Source organism: Cereibacter sphaeroides 2.4.1 (genome assembly GCF_000012905.2).
GTDB lineage: Bacteria > Pseudomonadota > Alphaproteobacteria > Rhodobacterales > Rhodobacteraceae > Cereibacter_A > Cereibacter_A sphaeroides.
Genome location: NC_007493.2, coordinates 1,283,619 through 1,305,713 on the forward strand (window position 1 = coordinate 1,283,619; position 22,095 = coordinate 1,305,713).

Annotated in this window: 21 protein-coding genes and 1 pseudogene; 9 read left to right on the forward strand and 13 right to left on the reverse strand. The window is 70.2% G+C overall.

The window, feature by feature from the left end; genetic code table 11:
• The first annotated feature begins 17 nt into the window (after positions 1-17).
• Positions 18-2,831, forward strand: a complete 2,814-nt coding sequence (locus RSP_RS06280; protein WP_455423348.1) for a [protein-PII] uridylyltransferase family protein — start codon at positions 18-20, stop codon at positions 2,829-2,831.
• Entirely contained in the window at positions 2,818-3,087 is a 270-nt protein-coding gene (locus RSP_RS06285) for a hypothetical protein (RefSeq protein WP_002719792.1), read from the forward strand. Before RSP_RS06280 ends, RSP_RS06285 begins: the two co-directional genes overlap by 14 nt.
• 206 nt (positions 3,088-3,293) lie before the next feature.
• Here the strand turns inward: RSP_RS06285 and eda are convergent, their stop codons facing one another.
• On the reverse strand, positions 3,294-3,932 hold the full coding sequence (gene eda, locus RSP_RS06290) for a bifunctional 4-hydroxy-2-oxoglutarate aldolase/2-dehydro-3-deoxy-phosphogluconate aldolase (protein ID WP_002719793.1): 639 nt from the start codon (positions 3,930-3,932) through the stop codon (positions 3,294-3,296).
• Between the two features lie 260 nt (positions 3,933-4,192).
• A pseudogene (gene edd / locus RSP_RS06295) lies at positions 4,193-5,999 on the reverse strand (phosphogluconate dehydratase).
• A 287-nt stretch (positions 6,000-6,286) separates the two neighbouring features.
• Between edd and RSP_RS22195 the strand changes: the two are divergent.
• The 3 genes from RSP_RS22195 to RSP_RS06305 all read left to right on the forward strand — a co-directional run bounded on the left by RSP_RS22195 (position 6,287) and on the right by RSP_RS06305 (position 8,372).
• Entirely contained in the window at positions 6,287-6,460 is a 174-nt protein-coding gene (locus RSP_RS22195) for an RSP_7527 family protein (RefSeq protein WP_002719795.1), read from the forward strand.
• A gap of 182 nt (positions 6,461-6,642) precedes the next feature.
• Positions 6,643-7,833, forward strand: coding sequence for an RSP_2647 family RNA methyltransferase (locus RSP_RS06300; RefSeq protein WP_011337629.1), 1,191 nt, complete (start codon positions 6,643-6,645; stop codon positions 7,831-7,833).
• Positions 7,830-8,372 carry an RSP_2648 family PIN domain-containing protein gene (locus RSP_RS06305; RefSeq protein WP_011337630.1) on the forward strand — a complete coding sequence of 181 codons (543 nt, stop codon included), beginning with the start codon at positions 7,830-7,832 and terminating at the stop codon, positions 8,370-8,372. Before RSP_RS06300 ends, RSP_RS06305 begins: the two co-directional genes overlap by 4 nt.
• A 50-nt stretch (positions 8,373-8,422) precedes the next feature.
• Here RSP_RS06305 and RSP_RS06310 read toward each other — a convergent pair whose 3' ends face one another.
• The 6 genes from RSP_RS06310 to RSP_RS06330 form a co-directional block, all read right to left on the reverse strand.
• Positions 8,423-9,109, reverse strand: coding sequence for a M48 family metalloprotease (locus RSP_RS06310; protein WP_011337631.1), 687 nt, complete (start codon positions 9,107-9,109; stop codon positions 8,423-8,425).
• Between the two features lie 62 nt (positions 9,110-9,171).
• Positions 9,172-10,356 (reverse strand): vWA domain-containing protein, encoded by a 1,185-nt coding sequence (locus RSP_RS06315; RefSeq protein ID WP_011337632.1) that lies wholly within the window; start codon positions 10,354-10,356, stop codon positions 9,172-9,174.
• Positions 10,357-10,378: 22 nt separating this feature from the next.
• Positions 10,379-10,543 carry a hypothetical protein gene (locus RSP_RS22200; protein WP_002719800.1) on the reverse strand — a complete coding sequence of 55 codons (165 nt, stop codon included), beginning with the start codon at positions 10,541-10,543 and terminating at the stop codon, positions 10,379-10,381.
• Positions 10,540-11,940 (reverse strand): DUF2927 domain-containing protein, encoded by a 1,401-nt coding sequence (locus RSP_RS06320; protein ID WP_017140185.1) that lies wholly within the window; start codon positions 11,938-11,940, stop codon positions 10,540-10,542. Before RSP_RS06320 ends, RSP_RS22200 begins: the two co-directional genes overlap by 4 nt.
• Entirely contained in the window at positions 11,940-12,392 is a 453-nt protein-coding gene (locus RSP_RS06325; protein ID WP_002719802.1) for a GNAT family N-acetyltransferase, read from the reverse strand. The genes RSP_RS06320 and RSP_RS06325 overlap by 1 nt, the downstream gene beginning before the upstream one ends.
• Positions 12,393-12,430: 38 nt before the next feature.
• Positions 12,431-13,270 (reverse strand): AAA family ATPase, encoded by an 840-nt coding sequence (locus RSP_RS06330; RefSeq protein ID WP_002719803.1) that lies wholly within the window; start codon positions 13,268-13,270, stop codon positions 12,431-12,433.
• A gap of 186 nt (positions 13,271-13,456) precedes the next feature.
• Here RSP_RS06330 and dksA point away from each other — a divergent pair, with 186 nt between their 5' ends.
• Positions 13,457-13,879, forward strand: a complete 423-nt coding sequence (dksA, locus tag RSP_RS06335; protein WP_002719804.1) for an RNA polymerase-binding protein DksA — start codon at positions 13,457-13,459, stop codon at positions 13,877-13,879.
• A gap of 95 nt (positions 13,880-13,974) precedes the next feature.
• Positions 13,975-15,150 (forward strand): FAD-dependent monooxygenase, encoded by a 1,176-nt coding sequence (locus RSP_RS06340; protein ID WP_011337635.1) that lies wholly within the window; start codon positions 13,975-13,977, stop codon positions 15,148-15,150.
• Here RSP_RS06340 and RSP_RS06345 read toward each other — a convergent pair.
• The 3 genes from RSP_RS06345 to erpA all read right to left on the reverse strand — a co-directional run bounded on the left by RSP_RS06345 (position 15,147) and on the right by erpA (position 16,870).
• A complete protein-coding gene (locus tag RSP_RS06345) occupies positions 15,147-15,545 on the reverse strand; it encodes a PaaI family thioesterase (protein WP_011337636.1) in 399 nt (132 codons plus the stop codon). The two genes, RSP_RS06340 and RSP_RS06345, sit on opposite strands and share 4 nt — an antisense overlap.
• A gap of 142 nt (positions 15,546-15,687) precedes the next feature.
• Positions 15,688-16,467, reverse strand: a complete 780-nt coding sequence (gene xth, locus RSP_RS06350) for an exodeoxyribonuclease III (RefSeq protein WP_011337637.1) — start codon at positions 16,465-16,467, stop codon at positions 15,688-15,690.
• A 76-nt stretch (positions 16,468-16,543) separates the two neighbouring features.
• Positions 16,544-16,870 carry an iron-sulfur cluster insertion protein ErpA gene (erpA, locus tag RSP_RS06355; RefSeq protein WP_009566170.1) on the reverse strand — a complete coding sequence of 109 codons (327 nt, stop codon included), beginning with the start codon at positions 16,868-16,870 and terminating at the stop codon, positions 16,544-16,546.
• Positions 16,871-16,944: 74 nt separating this feature from the next.
• Here erpA and RSP_RS06360 point away from each other — a divergent pair, with 74 nt between their 5' ends.
• Together RSP_RS06360 and RSP_RS06365 are read left to right on the forward strand one after the other, a co-directional pair.
• Positions 16,945-18,081 carry a deoxyguanosinetriphosphate triphosphohydrolase gene (locus RSP_RS06360; RefSeq protein WP_011337638.1) on the forward strand — a complete coding sequence of 379 codons (1,137 nt, stop codon included), beginning with the start codon at positions 16,945-16,947 and terminating at the stop codon, positions 18,079-18,081.
• A 169-nt stretch (positions 18,082-18,250) separates the two neighbouring features.
• Positions 18,251-19,219: a YihY/virulence factor BrkB family protein gene (locus RSP_RS06365; protein ID WP_015920427.1), complete on the forward strand. Its 969-nt coding sequence runs from the start codon at positions 18,251-18,253 to the stop codon at positions 19,217-19,219.
• 5 nt (positions 19,220-19,224) lie between these two features.
• On the opposite strand, the gene RSP_RS06370 is transcribed toward RSP_RS06365, so the two are convergent.
• Positions 19,225-20,367, reverse strand: a complete 1,143-nt coding sequence (locus tag RSP_RS06370; RefSeq protein ID WP_011337640.1) for an iron-containing alcohol dehydrogenase — start codon at positions 20,365-20,367, stop codon at positions 19,225-19,227.
• Entirely contained in the window at positions 20,364-21,845 is a 1,482-nt protein-coding gene (glpK, locus tag RSP_RS06375; protein WP_011337641.1) for a glycerol kinase GlpK, read from the reverse strand. The genes RSP_RS06370 and glpK overlap by 4 nt, the downstream gene beginning before the upstream one ends.
• Positions 21,846-22,095: the final 250 nt, after the last annotated feature.

Consider the following 22,095-nt stretch of genomic DNA (forward strand, 5'->3'; position numbering starts at 1 on the left):
CGGCCATGCTCGCCGCCATGACAACCTTCGCCTCGCGCCTCACCCGCCAGCCCTTGCCCTACGAGCCCGACGCCGCGGTCGACGTCGCCGCGAGCTTCGCCGATCTGGATCCGGCCCTTGCGGGCCTTCTGGGCGCCACCGCCGGTTGCAGCCCCTACCTGCGCGGCCTCATGGTCCGCGAGGGAGCCTGGCTGCGCGAGGCGCTGTCGCAGGCCCCCGAAGCCGCGCTCGACGGGATCCTCGACCCGCTGGGAGATCTGCCGCTCGCCGCGCTGGGCGACGGGCTGCGCATCGCCAAGCGGCGCACGGCGCTTCTGACCGCTCTGGCCGATCTGGGCGGCGTCTGGCCGCTCGAGACGGTGACCTCCGCATTGACGCGGCTCGCCGACCGGGCGACCGACCTTGCGCTGAAGCGGCTCGTGGCCGACGAGATCCGGCGCGGCAAGCTGCCCGGCGCCACGACCGAGGATGCCGAGACGGCGGGCGGCATGGTCGCGCTCGCCATGGGCAAGATGGGGGCGGGAGAGCTCAACTATTCCTCCGACATCGACCTCGTCTGCCTCTTCGACGAGACGCGCTATCCGGGGCAGCAGCAGGAGGCCCGCGCCGCCTTCATCCGCGTGACGCGCAGGATGACCGCCCTTCTGTCCGACCTCACCGCCGAGGGCTACGTCTTCCGCACCGACCTGCGGCTGCGCCCCGATGCGGCGGTGACGCCGGTCTGTCTCTCGATGGCCGCGGCCGAGAGCTATTACGAAAGCGTCGGCCGCACCTGGGAACGGGCGGCCTATATCAAGGCCCGTCCCTGCGGCGGCGATCTGGCCGCGGGCGAGCGGTTCCTGAAGGCGCTGGTGCCCTTCGTCTGGCGCAAGCATCTCGATTTCGTGGCGATCCAGGATGCGCACGACATGCGGCTGCGCATCCGCGACCACCGCGGCCTGCACGGGCCGGTGGTGATCGAGGGCCATGACATGAAGCTCGGCGTGGGCGGCATCCGCGAGATCGAGTTCTTCACCCAGACCCGCCAGCTCATCGCCGGCGGACGCGACCCCGGCCTGCGCGACCGCACGACGGTGGGAGGGCTCCGCGCGCTCTCGGCTGCGGGCTGGATCCCCGCCGACGTGACCGAGGAGCTGATCGACCATTACCGCGCCCACCGCGAGGTCGAGCACCGGCTCCAGATGGTGCAGGACGCGCAGACACATACGATGCCGACGAGCGCCGAGGGGGTCGACCGGATCGCGGCCTTCTGCGGCCGCACGCCCGAAGCCTTCCGCACGCTCCTGCGGGACCGGCTCGAACGGGTGGACCGGCTGACGGAAGGGTTCTTCGCCCCCGGCGCGGCCGAGAAGGGGCCGGAGCTGTCGGCCCGCGCGCGCGACATCGTCGAGGGCTGGGCGAGCTACCCCGCGTTCCGCTCGCAGCGCGCGGTCGAGATCTTCCGGCGGCTGCGCCCGCAGATCCTGAAGAGCCTCGCACGCGCCGCCAATCCCGACGAGGCGCTGGCCGCTTTCGACGGCTTTCTGGGCGGGCTGCCCGCGGGCGTGCAGATCTTCGCCCTCTTCGATGCGAACCCGCCGCTCGTCGACCTAATCGCCGACATCTGCGCGACCTCGCCCAAGCTCGCGCGGTATCTCTCGCGCAATGCTTCGGTGCTCGACGCGGTGATCGGGGGCGGCTTCTTCACCCACTGGCCGGGCACGCCCGCCCTTGTGCGCGAGCTGACCGACCGTCTGGCCGAGCTTCCCGATTACGAGCGCAAGCTCGACGCGGCCCGGCGCTGGATGAAGGAATGGCACTTCCGCGTGGGCGTGCATCATCTGCGCGGCCTGATCGATGCGTTCGAGGCGGCCAAGGAATATGCCGATCTGGCCGAGGCGGTGGTCGTGGCGCTCTGGCCGGTGGTCTGCGAGGAGTTCGCGCGGAAGCACGGCCCGCAGCCCGGTCGCGGGGCGGTCGTCCTCGGCATGGGCAGTCTGGGCGCGGGCCGGCTCAATGCGGGCTCGGACCTCGACCTGATCGTCATCCACGATGCGCAGGGGCAGGAAGAGAGCGAGGGCCCGCGGCCGCTTGGGGCGCGGCCCTATTTTGCGCGCCTCACCCAGGCGATGGTGACCGCGCTCACCGCCCCCATGGCCGAGGGCCGGCTCTATGAGGTCGACATGCGGCTCCGTCCCTCGGGGCGGCAGGGGCCGGTGGCCACCGCGCTCGCCTCCTTCCGCAGCTATCAGCGCGAGGAGGCCTGGACCTGGGAGCATCTGGCGCTGACCCGCGCCCGCCCGCTCGCGGGCAACCCGGACCTCGCCGGTGAAATCGAGGCGCTGCGGCGCGAGATCCTCTCCGAGAAGGCGGTGGCGGCACGCGTGCTGCCGGATGTGGCCGACATGCGCCGGAGGCTCGCCGAAGCCAAGCCGCCGGGCGGGCCGTGGGAGGCCAAGAACGGCGCAGGGCGGCTGATGGATGTGGAGCTTCTGGCCGAGACGGCGGCGCTGCTCGCAGGCGATCCCGCGCGGCGCGTCGAGCAGCAACTGCGCGCGGGTGTCCGGAGCGGTTTTCTGACGGCGGCCTGCGAGGCGGATCTGCTGGCGGCCTACCGGCTCTGCTGGCGGCTGCAGGCGGGCTCGCGGCTTCTTTCCGAGGGGACGCTCGATTTCGAGAACCTGGGCGAGGGGGGGCGTGCGTTCCTCCTGCGCGAGGTGGAGGCGCCCGATGCCGAGGCGCTGCTCGCGCGGCTGCAGGAGCGCGTGACGGCGGCAGCGGCGCGCATCGATGCGCGGCTGGGGCCGGAGACGGGAACTGAAGAAGGAGAGGGCGACCGTGCAGCTGGATGAAGCGGATCCGAAGGGCCTCGTGCGCGAGAGCTATGCGATCGAGGGGATCAGCGCGGGCGAGTGCCGCTCGATCTTCGTCGACTGGGCGCTGAGCCTGCCCTCGGACCGGGTGGCCGAGGCGCTGCGGACGCTGCTCGAGGCCTATGCCGCGGCCAGGCCGGAGCATCCGATGAGCGAGGTGCTGGCCGGCGGCCTCGCGGCGGCGCCCAGCCCCCGCCGCCGCGGCGGCCGCGCCGCTCGGGTGACGGAAGCCTGAGGCTGCCGCGGCTGGCAGACCGAACGTGCCGAAACGGCTCCGGGCCGCCTAGCGCCCAAGCCAGAGCAGGCGCGCCGGCGCCGCGTCCGTCGCACCGGATGTTGCCCCGGATGTTGCCCCGGTACATCGCAGGATCGGCTGCGCTGAAGCGTGCCGGTCGACCGGCAGGCGCGCAGAAGAGCGCGCCGTGCCGCCGCGCTCCTCCTTCAGCGCAGGGCGGCCGCTTCCTGAGCCAGCCGCGTGATGCCCGCCCAGTCGCCCGCCTCCATCATGGCTTTCGGCGCAACCCAGCTGCCGCCGACGCAGACGACATTGGCAAGCCCGAGATAGGTCGCCGCATTGCCGAGCCCGATGCCGCCCGTGGGGCAGAAAGTCACCTGGGGCAGCGGCCCGCCCAGCGCCTTCACGGCCGGGGCGCCGCCCGAGGTCTCGGCAGGGAAGAACTTCTGCATCGTGTAGCCCCGCTCGAGAAGCGCCATCACCTCGGTCGCGGTGGCCGCGCCGGGCAGGAGCGGCAGGCCCTCGGCTTCGCAGGCATCGAGCAGACGGTCCGAGGCGCCCGGCGAGACGCCGAAGCGCGCGCCCGCGGCCCGGGCCGCCGCCACATCGGCGGGCGTGAGCAGCGTGCCCGCGCCGACGATCCCGCCTTCGACCTCCGCCATGATGCGGATCGCGTCGAGCGCCACGGGCGTGCGCAGCGTCACCTCGAGCGCGGGCAGGCCGCCCGCCACCAGCGCCTCGGCCAGCGGCCGGGCATGAGCGAGATCCTCGATCACCAGCACGGGCACCACCGCAGCGCGGCGGCAGATCTCGAGGGCTTGGCGGCTTTGGTCGGCAGGGGTCATGTCACTTCCTTTCGGCGGAGGCTCTGGGAGCAGGCGGAGGAGCCTCCGGCGGGGATATTTGAGCCAGAATGAAAGGGCAAGGAGAGGGGGAGAGGGGCGCCCCGCCTCGGGCGGCATGGAGCCGGGGAAGCGGGGCGCTTTCACTCTGGGCGGTCATCGGCGTCCCCGCCTGTACCGCTCCGCCAGATTGATCCCATCTGCTTTCATTCTGGTTAAAATATCCCCGCCGGAGGCTCCGACAGAGGATCGGGGCGCAGGGGTCAGACGACCACGGCCGCGCCTTCGGTTGCGGAACTCACGGTGGCTCGGAAGGCCGCGAAGAGGTCGCGGCCGATGCCGTGGGCGGAGGCGGAGAGGTCGGCCTCGACCGGGATCCGGTCCTCGAAACCCTCGGCCAGGACATCGAGCCGGCCCGTCGTCGCATCCACCCGCAGGAGATCGCCGTCCCGTAGCCGGGCAAGCGGGCCGCCCATCGCCGCCTCGGGTGCGACATGGATCGCCGAGGGCACCTTGCCCGAGGCCCCCGACATGCGCCCATCGGTGACCAGCGCCACGCGCAGGCCGCGATCCTGCAGCACCGAGAGCACCGGCGTCAGCGAATGCAGCTCGGGCATCCCGTTGGCGCGCGGGCCCTGAAAGCGCACCACCACCACCGTGTCCGTGGTGAACTCTCCCGCCCGGAAGGCGGCCTTGACCGCCTCCTGATCGTGGAAGATCCGGGCCCGTGCCTCGATCACATGGCGGTCGGGCGCCACGGCCGAGACCTTCATCACGCCGCGCCCGAGGTTGCCCGACAGCTGGCGCAGCCCGCCCGAGGGCTGGAACGGCTCGGTCGCCGGGCGCAGGATACGGTCGTTCTGCGAGGCGTCCGGCCCGTCGCGCCAGACGAGGCCGTCCTCGGTCAGCACGGGCTCGCGGCGGTAGAGGCTCAGACCGTCGCCCGCGACCGTCTGCACCTCTTCGTGCAGGAGGCCCGCATCGAGGAGCTGGCCGATCATGTAGGGCAGACCGCCCGCCGCATGGAAGTGGTTCACGTCCGCCATGCCGTTCGGATAGACCTTGGCCATCAGCGGCACGACCTCGGAAATGTCGGCGAAATCCTCCAGATCGAGCAGCACGCCCGCGGCCCGCGCCATGGCGGGCAGGTGCAGCACGAGGTTGGTCGACCCCCCCCGTCGCCATCAGCCCCACGAGCCCGTTCACGAAGGCGCGTTCGTCGAGGATCTGCCCCACCGGGCGATAATCGTTGCCGAGCGCGGTGATGGCCGCGGCGCGCTCGACCGCGGCCACCGTCAGCGCCTCGCGCAGGGGGGTGTTCGGGTTGACGAAACTCGCCCCCGGCAGGTGGAGCCCCATGAATTCCATCAGCATCTGGTTGGTGTTGGCCGTGCCGTAGAAGGTGCAGGTGCCGGGGCCGTGGTAGGAGGCCATCTCGGCCGCCATCAGCGCCTCGCGGCCCACCTCGCCGGTTGCGAACTGGTTGCGCACGCGCGACTTCTCGTCGTTGGGCAGGCCCGAGGTCATGGGGCCGCCCGGCACGAAGACCGCCGGCACATGGCCGAAGGTCGCCGCCGCCATCACGAGGCCCGGAACGATCTTGTCGCAGATCCCGAGAAAGAGCGCCGCATCGTAGCAGTTGTGCGAGAGCGACACGCCCGCCGCCAGCGCGATCACGTCGCGCGAGAAGAGCGACAGCTCCATCCCCGGCTGGCCCTGCGTGACCCCGTCGCACATGGCCGGCACCCCGCCCGCCACCTGTGCCGTGGCGCCCGCCCGGCGCGCGGCGGCCCGGATCAGCCTGGGATAATCCTCGTAGGGCTGATGGGCCGACAGCATGTCGTTGTAGGCGGTCACGATCCCGAGGTTCGGCGCCCGCCCCGCGGCCAGCGCCTCCTTGTCCTCGCCCATCGCCGCATAGGCATGGGCCTGGTTGCCGCAGGTCAGATGCGCGCGGACCGGACCCGCCTCGGCCGCGCGTCCCGTGCGCTCGAGATAGGCGCCGCGGCTCGCTTCCGAGCGGGCGCGGATACGGTCGGTGACGCGGGCGACAGTGGCGTTCAGGGTCATGCGGCGGCCTCGATGGCTGGAGAGGACGGCGCGGCATGAACCGCGGCCGGCCTGGACGGCTTTCCGGGATCGGGTTTGTTAGCGCTAACTAGCGCAAAGCGGGCGCAAGGGAAAGGGCCGCCTTCACGGTTCGGCGCAGGAATGGGCAGCCGCCGGGTGAATAGGTCAGCACAGCTGTCCCGATCTGCGTCTGGCGCATGGCGGATCTTCTCAATGGGAGGATGTGCTTGGCGCAGCAAGGGGCTAGGTGTTGCCGCAGGGGAGGGCTGGACCGAAGGAGTGGCTCCATGACCCGGACGAATGGACAAGACATGCAAGACTATGTGATCGACCATATGGCGATCGAAGCCGAAGCCCGCCGCCTGCGCAACGAAGCGATCCGCGAGGGCTTTGCCGCCCTGCGCACGATCCTCGCCCGTCGCTTCGCAGGCTTCGGACGCGGCACGGCGCGCGCCCACTGAGGCAGGCCCTTCGGGGCATGAGCGCACGAGGATAGTCGGCTGAGGCAGTCATTGTCGCAGCATGGAAAGGGCTCCGCCGCGTCGGAGCCCTTTTTCTTTGGGGCCACCTTCGGGACCCGAGCCTTTTCCCGGCGCGCAGAAGCGGCTAGAGGAGGGGCCGACCCCAACAGCGGAAGCTCCCGATGACCAGACCCACCGTCCGCCTGCGTCCCAAGGCCGAGGCCCGCGCCCTTCGGCACGGCTTTCCCTGGGTCTATGCCGACGAACTCGTGACCGACCGGCGCACGCAGGCACTCGCGCCCGGCACGCTCGCCGTGCTCGAGGATGCCGAGCGGCGCGCACTGGGCCTCGTGACCGTCAATGTGAGCTCGAAGATCATCGCGCGGATGCTCGACCGCGATCCCGAGGCCGTCATCGACGAAGGCTGGTTCGCCGAACGGCTGACGCGGGCGTTGGCGCTCCGCGAGCGGCTGTTCGACCAGCCCTTCTACCGGCTGGTCCATGCCGAGGCCGACGGGCTGCCCGGCGTCGTGATCGACCGGTTCGGAGAGGCGGCGGTGATTCAGCCCAATGCCGCCTGGGCCGAGACGCATCTGTCCGAACTGGAGGCCGCGCTCGTGCGGGTGACCGGTGTGACGACGGTGGTCAAGAACGGCACCGGCCGGGCGCGGGGCCTGGAGGGGCTGGCCGAGGAGACGGTGGTGCTGCGCGGCGGCCTCAGTGCGCCGGTGCCGGTTCCGATGAACGGCGCGACCTACATGGCGGATCTCACCGGCGGGCAGAAGACGGGGCTCTTCTACGACCAGCGGCCGAACCATGCCTTCGCCGCGCGCCTCGGCCGCGGCGGCTCGGTGCTCGATGTCTTCACCCATGTCGGGGGCTTCGCTCTCGCGGCCCTCGCAGGCGGCGCCGAGCGGGCGCTCGCGGTCGATGCCTCGGGCCCGGCGCTGGCGCTGGCCGAGGCGGGGGCGAAGCTCGCGGGTCTCGGCGATCGGTTCGAGACCCGGCAGGCCGATGCCTTCCAGGCGCTCGAGGCGCTGGGAGCCGAGGGGGCCCGCTTCGATCTCGTGATCTGCGACCCTCCCGCCTTCGCCCCCGCGAAGCCCGCGCTCGAAGCGGGGCTGCGGGCCTACGAACGGCTCGCGCGGCTGGCGGCGCCGCTGGTGGCGCCGGGCGGGTATCTCGTCCTCTGCTCCTGCTCGCATGCGGCCGATCTCTCCGCCTTCCGCAATGCCTCGGCGCGCGGCATCGGGCGGGGCGGGCGGCGCGGCCAGCTGATCCACACGGGCTTTGCCGGGCCGGACCATCCGATCCTGCCGCAGCTGGCGGAATCCGGCTATCTCAAGTCGCTCTTCTTCCGGCTCGACGGGTGAGGGTCGTCCTCGACGCCTGTGTGCTGTTCCCGACCGTGCTGCGCGAGATCCTTCTGGGTTGCGCGGCGCGAGGGCTCTTCGTGCCGCTCTGGTCCGAGCGGATCCTCGAGGAGTGGGCGCGCGCCACCCGCCGCCTCGGGCCGCTGGCCGAGGTGCAGGCCCGGGGCGACGGTGCCACGATCCGCGCGGCCTTCCCCTCGGCCATGATCCCGCCCCAACCGGGGCTCGAGGCGCGGCTGCATCTGCCCGACGAGGCCGACATCCATGTGCTGGCGGTGGCCATCGCCGGCCATGCCGATGCGATCCTGACCTTCAACGCGGCCGACTTTCCGCGCGGCACGCTCAGCGCCGAAGGGCTGGCCCGGCGCGATCCAGACGGCTTCCTGTGGGAGCTCTGGTCCTTCCACCCCGAGGCGGTGGCCGCGGCGGTGGAAGAGGTGCGCGCCCGCGCCGAGGCGATCTCGGGCGCGCCGGTTGCGCTGAAGGGGCTTCTGAAGCGCGTGCGGCTGCCGAAGCTCGCCAAGGCCCTGCAGGCCTGACATTTCCACAGCTTGGCCGCCTGTCCTTCGCGCTTCGTGAAAGACAGGGCTCACCCCTCGATCCAGCGCGCCTCGCGTTCCTCGATGCGGCGGATGCGCTCATCGGTGACGGGATGGCTCATGAGCCAGGCGGGCACGGCCGAGCTGTTCATGCCCGACCAGCGGTGGAGCTTGCGGAACAGCGATTTCTGCGGCTCCGTCCCGATCCCCGCCTTGACCAAGAGCGCCGAGGCATAGGCGTCCGCCTCGTGCTCGTCGCGCCGCGACAGGCGGGCCGACAGCGCCGAGGTCAGCAGCCGCGCGATCCAGATGCCCGCGAAGGGCACGAAGCGGTTCAGCACCGCCCCGAGCATCATCAGCACCGCATTCTGGCCGGTGAAATCGATCATCCGCCGCCGCGAATGGCCGAGCGCCACATGGCCCAGCTCATGCGCGATGACCGAGGCCAGTTCTTCCGCCGTCACCTCACCCGCGCGATACTTCTTCAGAAACCCGCGGGTGAGGAAGATGCGCCCGTCGGGGGCGGCAAGGCCATTCACCGGATCCACCTCGAAGACCGAGACCTTCACGGTGGGCAGGTCGAGGGCCGCGGCCATCCGCCGGGCCAAGGCCAGGATCTCGGGCTCGTCGAGCGGGCGCGACTGGGCGTCAAGCATCCGCTTCGTTCTCCAGACGGAGAACTGGTACATGAGAAACCCGTAGGCGATGGCGAGAAGCAGCGGCGTCAGCTTGAGCATGGGCCCAATATGGAGGCCGCGGGCGGGCAGGGAAAGGGTCCGTCGCCGGCAGGGCGCAGCGATCAGCGCGAGAGGGTCTTCACCCCGGCCGTGATCCCCTCCAGCGTCATCGGCACCATGCGACCCTCGAAGATCTCGCGGATCAGGCGGATCGACTGGGTATAGCCCCAGTGCTTCTCGGGCACCGGATTGATCCAGAGCGTCGAGGGCCACTGCGCGCGGGCGCGGCGGAGCCAGACTTCGCCCGCCTCGGCGTTCCAGTGCTCGTTGGCGCCGCCCGGATGCAGGATCTCGTAGGGGCTCATCGAGGCATCGCCCACAAAGATGCATTTGTAATCCGGCCCGTAGGTGCGGATGACCTGATCGGTCGGGGTCCGTTCGTCCCAGCGGCGGCGGTTGTCGCGCCACACGCCCTCGTAGAGGCAGTTGTGGAAGTAGAAATGCTCGAAATGCTTGAACTCGGCGCGGGCGGCCGAGAAAAGCTCCTCGACCACCTTCACATGATCGTCCATCGAGCCGCCGATATCGAGAAAGAGCAGCACCTTGACCGCATTGTGCCGCTCGGGCCGGGTCTTGACGTCCAGATAGCCGTGCTCGGCCGTGGCGCGGATCGTGCCGTCGAGGTCGAATTCCTGCGCCGCCCCCTCGCGCGCCCAGCGGCGCAGGCGGCGCAGCGCCACTTTGAGGTTGCGGGTGCCGAGCTCGACCTGATCGTCGAGATTGCGGAACTCGCGCCTGTCCCAGACCTTGACCGCGCGGCGGTGGCGGCTTTCGTCCTGCCCGATGCGCACGCCTTCCGGGTTGTAGCCATAGGCGCCGAAGGGTGAGGTGCCGGCCGTGCCGATCCACTTGCTACCGCCCTGATGGCGGCCCTTCTGCTCGGCCAAGCGCTCCTTCAGCGTCTCCATCAGCTTGTCGAACCCGCCGAGGGCCGCGATCTCCGCCCGCTCCTCGGGGCTCAGATGTTTCTCGGCCAGCTTCTCGAGCCACTCGCGCGGCAGATCCACCGCGGCCAGCACCTCGTCGGCCGTGATCGTCTCGAGCCCGCGGAAGCTCTCGGCGAAGGCGCGATCGAACCGGTCGAGATGCCGCTCGTCCTTGACCATGGCCGTGCGCGCGAGATGGTAGAAGCCCTCGACGTCCCAGGTCACGAGGCCTGCGGCCATCCCTTCGAGAAAGCTCAGATATTCCCGGAGCGAGACCGGCACCCCGGTCCGGCGGAGCGTGTCGAAGAAGGGCAGGAACATCAGCAGCTCCCGCGCCGGACCATCAGGCCAGCCGCTCGATCAGGATGGTCAGGAACAGGCCCCCCAGCGCGAAGGCGATGGCGAAGGCCGCGCCATACTGGGCCATGTCGAGGCGCTGCCCGCCATGGCGGCGCGCGGTGGCCACGCCGAGGATGGCTCCGAGAAGGGCGCCGGCCAGAACGATCATCCGCTGTCTCCGTTGTCGGTCACGGCCAGGGCGAGCGATGGCCGGCTCGGAGTGAGAGCGGCGATCTCGCTCATCCGGCTGCGCACCTCGGCCTCGTCGCCGAAGCCATAGCGCGCCCAGGCGAGGCTGTCGAGGCGCGACGCCCGCGCTTCGGCCGCATGACCCGAGAGGCGCAGCGCCTCGGAGCGGATCATGAGGAGCGTGGCGAGCAGCGCGGCATTCTCGGCACGCGAGGCCACGGGAATGGCGCGGTTGCAGAGCAGGATCGCCTCGGGCGCCTGACCCGAGGAGAGCGCCAGCGCGGCCATCTGCATGTCGATATGGGCGGTGTGGATCTCGCCGCCGGGCAGGGTCAGGTAGATCCGAACCGCCTCGATGAAGGCCGCAACGGAGAGATCCATCTCGTCGGCGACCCCGAGGCGGCCGAAGCCGAAGAGGCTGAAGCCCATCCGCGCATCCTGCCACCCTTCGGCCCGGGCGATCCCGAGGGCGCGCACCGCGGCCGCGTGACGGCGCCGGTCGCTGCCGGTGGGGCCGAGCGCCTCTTCGATGGCCTCGATCCAGGGGCGCGGCGTCGGATCCTCGGGCGCCGGGGCCGTGGCGCGGCCCCCCTTCGGATTGATCCGCGCGAGCAGCTTCGGCAGAACGGCCGCGACCTCGGCGCGTGTCATGCCCGAGCGCAGCTCGGGCGCGTAAGTCGCGCGCAGGATCAGCATGTCGAAGCCGGTCAAGACCGTGTGGAAATTGTCGTCGTTGAACACGCTGTCGGACAGCCGGTAGAGGTCGTTGAGCGGGCCGATGGCCTGGGCCAGCTCCTCGTGCAGGCAGTCGCGCACCTCCTGCGGGCTCGTGTCGGCCGGGATGAAGATGGCCACCTGCTCGCGCTCTTGCAGCGTGGCCCAGTCGACCTGCGCCTCACGGCGGACGCGGCGGTAGGTCTCGAACGAGGTCACGCGCGGCACAACGAAACAGGCGGCGGTGGGCACCAGCGCCTGCATCCGCCGCCGCTCGACGAATTCGATGGAGACGGCCGCGGGGCCCTCGGTCTCGTGGATGTCGATCCGGGCCTCGTGGCGCAGGCGCGTCAGCAGGCGCGCCAGATCGGCCTCGGCGGTGGCGGGAACGGGACCCGTCATCGAGACGGTGATCGGCCCCTCGAAGCGCGAGAACCGCTCGAGTCTGCGGCCGCTCTCCATCTGGAAGGTGAGTTCGAGGAAGTCGCGCGCGATCTCGGCATTCGGACGCTGCGGCCGCGTCGCCGCGCTGTCGGAAAACACTTTCATCTGCGGCAGAGGGTCGATCACCAGCCAGTGTGGCCGCTCCATTGCGACTTCGGCCTCGGGCATCCCGCCACAGGCCGACAGGAACAGGCCCGCCGCGAACAGCCAGTGCCGCATCACAGCACCCGGTTGTAGCGGATGAAGGGCGACTTGCGGGCGATCCGGTCGTAGACGGCGCGGGCGCGGGCATTGTTCTCGGCCGTGTGCCAGTAGACGGCGGGCGCGCCTTCGGCATCGGCGGCCCGGTAGACGGCAGAGATCAGCGCGGTCGCCACGCCGCGGCCGCGCGCTTCGGGCAGGGTGAACAGGTCCTGCAGGTAGCAGATGTTCTCGATCCTCCAGCAATGCCGGTGGAAGAGGTAATGGACGAGCCCCACCGCCGCGCCGCCGCGCCAGGCGAGGAGGCCGCGCGGCTCGGACGGCGCACCCGAGGTCAGGCGCGCGAAGGTCGAGGCCAGCACCTCTTCGGGCAGCTCGGTCTCGTAAAACCGCAGGTAGGCCTGCCAGACGGGGCGCCAGGCGGCCTCGTCCTCGGGGGTGATGGGGCGCAGGACGAGGTCTTCGGACATGGAAATCCCGGATTGGAGAAAGGCGAGGGGCGCGGGCCTCAGCCCGGCCGCCGCGCCATGAAGGCCAGACGCTCGAACAGATGCACGTCCTGCTCGTTCTTCAGCAGCGCCCCGTGCAGCCGCGGCAGCAGGCTGCGTCCGTCGCGTCGGAGATCCTCGGCCGCAAGATCCTCGGCCAGCAGCAGCTTGAGCCAGTCGAGCACCTCGGAGGTCGAGGGCTTCTTCTTCAGCCCCGGCACCTCGCGCAGCTCGTAGAACTGGGTCAGCGCCGCAGTGAGGAGCTGCTCCTTCAGGTCGGGGAAATGCACGCCCACGATGGCCCGCATCGTCTCGAGATCGGGGAAGCGGATGTAATGGAAGAAGCAGCGGCGCAGGAAGGCATCCGGCAGCTCCTTCTCGTTGTTCGAGGTGATGATGACCACCGGGCGATGCTGCGCCCGCACGGTCTCGCCGGTCTCGTAGACGTGGAACTCCATCCGGTCGAGTTCCTGCAGCAGATCGTTGGGAAACTCGATGTCGGCCTTGTCGATCTCGTCGATGAGCAGGACGACCCGGCCCGGCGCCTCGAACGCCTGCCACAGCTTGCCCTTGCGGATGTAGTTGCGCACGTCGTGCACACGCTCTTCGCCCAGCTGGCTGTCGCGCAGACGGCTGACGGCATCATATTCGTAAAGGCCCTGCTGCGCCTTTGTGGTGCTCTTCACATGCCATTCGATGAGCGGCAGGCCCAGCGATTGCGCCACCTGACGCGCGAGCTCCGTCTTTCCGGTGCCCGGCTCTCCCTTGACCAGAAGCGGCCGCTGGAGCGTCACGGCCGCATTCACCGCCACCGTCAGGTCCTCGGTGGCGACATAGGTCGAGGTGGAGGAAAATTTCATTTACGCTGCGTCAGGTTGGGGGAAATTGCTGAGGCAGAATAGCACAGGTTGACTCCGTCGCAAGCTCCGCGACGCAGCTAGTGACAAAGGGTCCCGCTTGCGATAGATGAGCCGCATTGAAGGGAGCGCCGGATGACTGTGAACCACATTTCGGAGCCTGCCGGCCTGCAACAGAGAGCAGCAGCCATGAAAGCAGAGATCTTTCTGCCTGAAGATTATCGCCCCGCCGAAAACGAACCTTTCATGAATGAGCGGCAGCTGGAGTATTTCCGCCGCAAACTCCTCAACTGGAAACAGGAACTGCTGGATCAGAGCGCCGAGACCATCGAGGGGCTTCAGGAATCCGGCCGCAACGTCCCCGACATCGCCGACCGTGCCAGCGAAGAGACGGACCGGGCGCTCGAACTGCGCACCCGCGACCGGCAGCGCAAGCTGGTGGCCAAGATCGACGCCGCGCTGCGGCGGATCGAGGCCGGCGAATACGGCTATTGCGAAGTCACGGGCGAGCCCATCTCGCTCAAGCGCCTGGATGCGCGGCCGATCGCGACCATGACGCTCGAGGCGCAGGAACGCCACGAGCGCCGCGAGCGCGTGCACCGCGACGAGTAAGCGCATCTGCGCCTCCCGGCTTGCCCTCCGGCCGCCCGGGCGCAAAAACTGACGCCGGACCCGTTCGGTCCGGCGTTCGCATGTGGAGGAACCCGATGAGCCTGAAGGATTCCGAGGTCACCGTCCTCGGGGCCGGCGTTGCCGGTCTGGCGGTGGCTCGGGCGCTCGCGCTCCGCGGGGCCGAGGTCACAGTGCTCGAGCAGGCCGAGGCGATCCGCGAAGTGGGCGCGGGCCTGCAGATCTCGCCGAACGGTGCGGCCGTGCTGCGCGCCCTGGGCCTCGGCGACGCGCTCGAGGCGGCCTCGATGCGCGCGCAGGCGGTGGAGCTGCGCAACGGCGTCGGCGGCGATCTGGTGCTGAAGCTCGATCTCGCGCGGCTCCGGCCCGGGCAGGGCTACCATCTCATGCACCGCGCCGACCTGATCGACCTTCTGGCCCAAGGCGCGCGCGAGGCGGGCGTGCAGATCCGGCTGCTCCAGAAGATCGAGGCGGTGGATCTGGGCGGGCCGCGCCCGCGATTGGTTACGGCGCAGGGTGCGGAATATGCGCCGAACCTGCTCATCGGCGCGGACGGGCTGCATTCGCTGGTGCGGGCCGAGCTGAACGGGCCGGCGCAGCCCTTCTTCACCAATCAGGTGGCGTGGCGCACGGTGATCCCCGCCACACCGGGCGAGCCGGTGGTGGCCGAGGTGCATATGGGCGAGGGCCGCCATCTCGTGAGCTACCCCATGCGCGGCGGCACCGTGCGCAATATCGTGGCCGTCGAAGAGCGGAAACGCTGGGTGCAGGAGGGCTGGAACCTGCGCGACGATCCGGTGGATCTGCGCCTCGCCTTCGCAGGCTTCAACGGCCGGGTGCGCCATTGGCTCGAGCAGGTGCCCGACGTGTGGCTCTGGGGCCTCTTCCGCCATCCGGTCGCCCACACCTGGTATCGCGGCCATGCGGCCATCCTCGGCGACGCCGCCCATCCGACGCTGCCCTTCCTCGCGCAGGGTGCCAACATGGCGCTCGAGGATGCCTGGGTGCTGGCCGAATGTCTCGCGCGGCACTCCAACATCAAGGGCGGGCTCGCCGACTATCAGGCCCGGCGCGTGCCGCGCTGCTGCCGCGTGGTGCAGGCCGCCAACAACAACGCCTGGGCCTATCACCTGCGCAGCCCGATCCGCGAGATCGCCCATCTGGGCCTGCGCCTCGGCTCGCGCCTGCTGCCGGGGCCGACGCTGCGGCGCTTCGACTGGCTCTATGGCTACGACGTGACGGCGGCGAGCTAGGCGGCCGGCGGCGCGTCCAGCTTCTCGGGGCGCGCATGCATCACCATGATGGTCTGCTGCATGAGCGCGCAGAGCCGTTCCGCCCCGTCGCGCAGGGCCAGCACCTCGGCGCGGGTCACGATGAGCGTGCGGCCCGCCCGCACCACCTCGCCCCGCGCGATCAGCCGCTCGCCCTCGGCCGGGGCCATCAGATTCATCTTGTATTCCACCGTCAGCACCGAGGCCTCGGCCGGCACCAGCGTCATCGCGGCATAGCCCGCCGCCGAATCCGCGATCATGCCGACCACGCCGCCGTGGATGAATCCGTGCTGCTGCTCGATCCCGTCCCAGTGCGGCAGGTGGATCTCGGTCCGGCCGGGCTCCACCACCGGCAGCGTCGCCCGGATCAGCGCCATCGCCGCCTGCCGGCCGAAACTTGTGCGAACGCGGTCAAGAGCGGGGGAAGGGGGCCTGTCCATGCCGGAAGGCTAGAAGGCAGGCCGCCCCTGCGTCAACGCGGGCGCGACCGGACGTTGCGTCACGGCCGTTCGTTCGGGGTCAGGCCGCCAGCTCGACCCAGACCGGCACATGGTCCGAGGGTTTCTCGCCCGAGCGGACCTCGCGGTCGATGCGGACATCGGTCATCAGGTCCGCCGCCTGCGGCGAGAGCAGCAGATGGTCGATGCGGATGCCGTTGTTCTTCTCCCAGGCACCGGCCTGATAGTCCCAGAAGCTGTAATGGCCCGGCCCGAAGGTGCGGGCGCGGAAGGCCTCGGTATAGCCGAGGTTCACGATCCGGCGGAAGGCGGCCCGGCTCTCGGGCAGGAACAGCGCATCCGTCACCCAGACCTCGGGCCGCGCCGCATCCTCGGCCTGCGGAATCACGTTGTAGTCGCCGGCCAGCACCACGGGCTCCTCGGTGGCGAGAAGCTCGGCCGCGCGCGCCTTCATCCGCTCCATCCAGCCGAGCTTGTAATCGTATTTCGGTCCCGGCGCAGGGTTGCCGTTGGGCAGGTAGAGCCCGCAGACCCGCACCGCGCGCTCGCCCACAACGGTGGCCTCGATCCAGCGCGCCTGCACATCCTCCGGGTCGCCCGGCAGGCCGCGCACCACATCCTCGAGCGGCAGGCGCGACAGGATCGCCACGCCGTTGAAGCCCTTCTGCCCGTGCGTCTCGAGATGCCAGCCCTTGTCCTCGAAGGCGGCACGGGGGAAGCCCTCGTCGACCGACTTGATCTCCTGCAGCAGCACCACGTCAGGCTCCGCCGCCTCCAGCCAGGCCAGCAGCGCCTCGAGGCGCGCCTTGACGCCGTTGATGTTGAAGGTAGCGATCTTCATGGGCAGAGGCTCCTCGGCGCAAAGCATCGGCTCCGGGGCGCGGGCCGTGGGACAGGGCGCCGCGGCGCCATGGGGATCAGATCGAGAAGGAGGTGCCGCAGCCGCAGGAACTCGACGCGTTCGGATTGTGGATCACGAAGCGCGAGCCGATCAGCTCGTCGGTATAATCGATCTCGGCATTGGCGAGGAACGGCAGCGAGACCTGATCGATCAGCACCTTCTGCCCGTCCTTCTCGAGCACGAGATCGTCCGATCCCGGATCGTCGAGCTTGATCTCATATTGAAAGCCCGAGCAGCCGCCGCCCTCGACCGCGACGCGCAGCGCGCGCGTCTCGCCCGAAGCTTCGGCGATCTCGGCAAGGCGGGCAAAGGCCCGGTCGGTAACCCGCGGCGGAAGGTTCATCAGAAACCCCGTGTCAAATCAGTCATGCACCCATATAGGATGGGGCAAAACAGGTCACAAGAACAGGCAAACTGATGTTGGCTCCCTTCGCCTGCCAGCCCGGCGAGAGCCGCGGCCGGCAAAAGCCCGAGAGCATGTCCACGTTCCGCTCTCCCTTCCAGCGGGACCGCGACCGGATCATCCACTCCTCCGCCTTCCGCAGGCTGAAGCACAAGACCCAGGTCTTCGTCGAGCATGAGGGCGACTATTACCGCACGCGGCTCACCCATTCCATCGAAGTGGCGCAGGTCGCGCGCACCATCTCGGGCGTGCTCGGGCTGAACACCGATCTGGCCGAATGTATCGCGCTCGCCCACGATCTCGGCCACACGCCCTTCGGCCATACCGGCGAGGATGCGCTGGCGCGGCTCATGGAGCCCTTCGGCGGGTTCGACCACAATGCGCAGGCCATGCGGATCGTGACCCGGCTGGAGCGCCATTACGCCGAGTTCGACGGGCTGAACCTCACCTGGGAGTCTCTCGAGGGCATCGCCAAGCACAACGGCCCGGTCGAGGGGCCCTTGCCCTATGCGCTGGCCGAGGCCAATGCCCAGTGGGATCTGGAACTCCATACCTATGCCTCGGCCGAGGCGCAGGTGGCGGCCATCGCCGACGACGTGGCCTATTCGCACCACGATCTGCACGACGGGCTCCGCTCGGGCCTCTTCACCGAGGCGGATCTGATGGAGCTGCCCGTCACCGCCCCCGCCTTCGAGGAGGTGGACGCGCTCTATCCGGGGCTGGAGCCGATGCGGCGGCGGCACGAGGCGCTGCGCCGCGTCTTCGGCCGGATGGTCGAGGATGTGATCGCGGTGGCGCAGGGCCGGCTCGAGGCGGCACAGCCGAAGTCGGTCGAGGAGATCCGCCAGATGGGCGCCACGGTCATCCGCTTCTCGAAGCCGCTCTATCAGGAGCTGAAGGTGATCCGCAGTTTCCTCTTTCACCGGATGTATCGCGCGCCCTCGGTGATGAAGGAGCGGGCCAAGGTCACGGCGGTGGTGAACGATCTCTTCCCGCTCTTCATGGCACGTCCCGAGCTTCTGCCGCAGGAATGGCGGCGCGACGTGGAGGCCGCCGCCGACGAAACCACGCTTGCCCGCATCGTGGCCGACTATGTCGCGGGCATGACCGACCGCTTCGCCCTGCAGGAACACGCGCGGCTCTGCGGCTGACACGCACGGCGCCCCTGTGGAGACGAGGTCCGCGCGGCGCGGACCTCGGGCCCGCGGGCGGAGACCAGGTCTCGCCCTTCGGACGGGAAGGAGACCTCTGCGCCCACGACAGAGGCTTTTCGGGAACATCTTCTGCGGCCGGGGAATTTGGTCGGGGAAGGAGAGAGCCATGCAGGATGCCACCCCCGACGATCCCGGCCGCGGCCGCGACGCCCGGACGCCGCTCGATATCCCCGTCAAGGGATGGAAGGACATCGCCCTGCGGGTCTGGCGGTCCATCGACGAAGACCGGGTGATGCTGGTGGCTGCCGGGGTCACCTTCTACCTGCTGCTGGCGCTCTTTCCGGCGCTCGCGGCCTTCGTCTCGCTCTATGGCCTCTTCGCCGATCCCGCCGTCATCGCGGAACAGGCGGAATCGCTCCGCGGCGTGATCCCCGCCGAGGGGCTCGACCTGCTCACCGAACAGCTGCGCACACTCGCGAGCGGCGAAAGCTCCTCACTCACCTTCAGCTTCGTGCTGTCGTTCCTCATCGCCTTCTGGAGCGCCAATTCCGGGATGAAGGCGCTGATCGAGGCCATGAACATCGCCCATGAAGAGCGCGAGAAACGGTCGTTCGTGAAGCTGACGCTGCTCTCCTTCGCCCTGACGCTGGGCGCGATGGTGCTGGCGGTGACGATGATCGTGGCCGTGGCGGTGGTGCCTGCGGTGCTCGCCGTCTTCGATCTGGGATCGGTGGCCACGGCCGTGGTCTGGCTGGTGCGCTGGCCGCTCCTCCTCCTTCTCGTGGCCACGGCCATGGCGGGCCTCTACCGCTGGGCGCCCTCGCGAAATGCGCCCGAATGGCGCTGGGTGACATGGGGCAGCGGCATCGCCACGCTGGTCTGGCTGATCGCCTCGATTGCCTTCACCATCTATCTCGAGAATTTCGCCAACTATTCCGCCACCTACGGCTCGCTCGGCGCGCTGGTGGGCCTGTTGCTCTGGGTCTGGATCGCGGTGATGATCCTGATCGTCGGCGCCGAGGTGAATTCCGAGATGGAGCATCAGACCGCGCGGGACACCACTGTCGGTCCCGAAAAGCCGATGGGCCGGCGCGGCGCCGTGGTGGCCGACACGCTGGGCGAGACCGCGGACTGAGGCCCTCAGGCCGCGCGCATCGCCGCCACCAGCGCGGAAGGCGCAAGGCCCACCGGGTTACCCTTCATCGACGACGAGGCGAGCGAGGCTTCGGCCACCGCCGCATGGTCCGCGGGATCGAGCCCCATGTCCGCAAGCCGGGGCAGGCCCGCCTGCCGCACCCAGTCCGCGAGCGCCTCGGGCGCCTCGGCCGGGGGGGCGCCCAGCACACCGCCGATCAGCCCGCAGACCTCGGTTAGCCGCGCCCGCGCCGTGCTGCCCGGCGCCGAGGCTGTCAGGTTCGCCCGCAGGATCGGCGCGAGCAGCGCCCCGCAGATCGCCCCGTGCGGCGCGCCCGACAGCCCGCCGATCACGCCGGCAAGCCCATGCACCGCGCCGAGCCCGCCATTCGCCAGCGCAAGCCCGCCCGAAAGGCTGACCCACGCGATCTTGTCCCGCGCCGCCCCGTCCTCGCCCCGCATGAGCCGCCTCAGCGCCGCAAGCCCCTCCGAGATGGCGGGCCGGGCGATCGCATCGGTGAAGGGAGTGGCGCGGGCCGAGACATAGGGCTCGATCACCTGCGTCACAGCATCGAGGCCCGAGGCCAGGGTCACGCCCCGCGGACAGCCGTCGGTCAGCGCCGGGTCGACAAGGGCGATCCGCGCGAGCATCCGCGCGTCGCGCAGGCTCACCTTGCGCCCGTGCTCGGGCACGCCGATCACCGCGTTTCGGGTGGCCTCGGCTCCGGTGCCCGCGGTGGTGGGCAGGGCCACGAAGGGCAGGGGCGGCGCGGTCAGCGGCAGGCCGTGGCCGACCACCTCCAGATGCGCCATCGGCCCCTCGGGCGCGGGCACCAGGGCCGCCAGCGCCTTCGCCAGATCGAGCGCTGCCCCGCCGCCCAGACCCGCCACCACCTGCGGCGCGAAGGGGCGTGCGCCCGCCAGCCCCGCCTCGAGCATCGCGAGATCGGGCTCGGAGGGACCGCCCACGGTCAGCACCTCTGCCCCCTCCGCCTCGAGCGCTTTGCAGAGCCATGCGGCCCGGCCCGGGTCGCGCCCATGCACCAGAAGCACGCGCCGCCCGAGCCCCGCGATGAGCCCCGCCGCCTGCCGCGCCTCGCCCCGGCCGAAGAGGATGCGCCCCGGCGCCGCGATGCCGAAGGGGGTCATACCGCCATCACCGCGCGCACGGCCCGACCCCAACGGTCGTATTTCGCCTCGCGCACCGACGCCTCCATTTGCGGCTCGAACCGTCGCTCCAGCGCCCAGTCGGCCGCGAACTCCTCCGGCCCCGGGCAGAGCCCCGCCTGCATCCCCGCGAGCCACGCGACACCGAGCGCCGTCGTCTCGCGCACCACCGGCCGGTCGACCGGCGCGCCGATGATGTCGGCCAGAAACTGCAACGACCAGTCCGAGGCCGCCATCCCGCCATCGACCCGCAGCACGCCCTCGGCCCCCGCCGCCCAGTCCGCCCGCATCGCCTCGAGCAGGTCGCGCGTCTGGTAGCCCACGCTTTCGAGCGCGGCGCGGGCGAATTCCGCAGGGCCCGAGTTGCGGGTGAGTCCGAAGACCGCGCCGCGGCTCTCGGGCTTCCACCAGGGCGCGCCGAGGCCGGTGAAGGCGGGCACGATCACCAGATCCTGCGCCGCGTCCGAGGAGAGGGCGAGGCCCTGCGTCTCGCCCGCCTCACGGATGATCTTCAGCCCGTCGCGCAGCCATTGCACCACGGCGCCCGCTATGAAGATCGAGCCCTCCAGCGCGTAGGTGCGCTTGCCGCCGAGCTGATAGGCGATGGTGGTCAGCAGCCGCGCGCGGCTCGTCACCCGCTCCTCGCCGGTGTTCAGCAGCGCGAAGCAGCCGGTGCCGTAGGTCGATTTCATCATGCCGGGCCGGAAGCAGGCCTGGCCGCAGGTGGCGGCCTGCTGGTCGCCCGCCACGCCGAGGATCGGGATCTCGCGCCCGAAGAGATCCGCGCGCGTCATGCCGAAGGGGGCCGCGCAATCCCGGACCTCGGGCAGCATCTCCATCGGAATGTCGAGAAGGCCGCAAATCTCCGGGTCCCAGATGCCGCGGCCGATGTCGAAGAGCATGGTGCGCGCGGCATTGGTGGCGTCGGTCACATGCGCGCGCCCGCCGGTGAGCTTCCAGATCAGGTAGCTGTCCACCGTTCCGAACAGCAGCTCGCCCCGCCGCGCGCGGGCGCGGGCGCCCTCCACATGATCGAGCAGCCATTTGAGCTTGGTGGCCGAGAAATAGGGATCGAGCAGCAGGCCCGTCCGCTCGGTGATCGTGGGCTCGTGCCCTGCCTCGGCCAGGGCATGGCAGAGATCGGCCGTGCGCCGGTCCTGCCAGACGATGGCATTGTGGATCGGATGCCCCGAGGCACGCTCCCAGACGACGACGGTTTCGCGCTGGTTGGTGATCCCGATCGCCGCGAGGCTGCCGTCGATCTCGGCCCGCTCGACCGCCGCCCGCGCGGTGGCGGCGACGCTCGACCAGAGGTCCGAGGGGTCGTGCTCGACCCAGCCCGGGCGCGGGTAGATCTGCGGGAATTCCTCCTGCGCGACCGACTTCAGCGTGAGGGCCTCGTCGAAGACCATCGCGCGCGACGAGGTGGTGCCCTGATCGATGGCGAGGATGTGGTTCATGTGTCTCTTCCCGATGCGTCTTGCGCGAATCCTCCCGGCCGCGCCGCGCATGATGCACGGCCGGAAGGGCTCCCGGAAGACGGGGGTCTTCGTCCCGCCTCGATGCGACGGGTCTTGGGCACGAATGCCCACCCTGTGCAGCCATGACCCGACCGGGCGGACCTTGGATCGTGACGGCCCGTCGAGGGGTCGGGCCTCCGGAAGACGGGGCGCTCTCCCCGGCTCGAGGGGTGGGCCTGCTGTGCGAAGG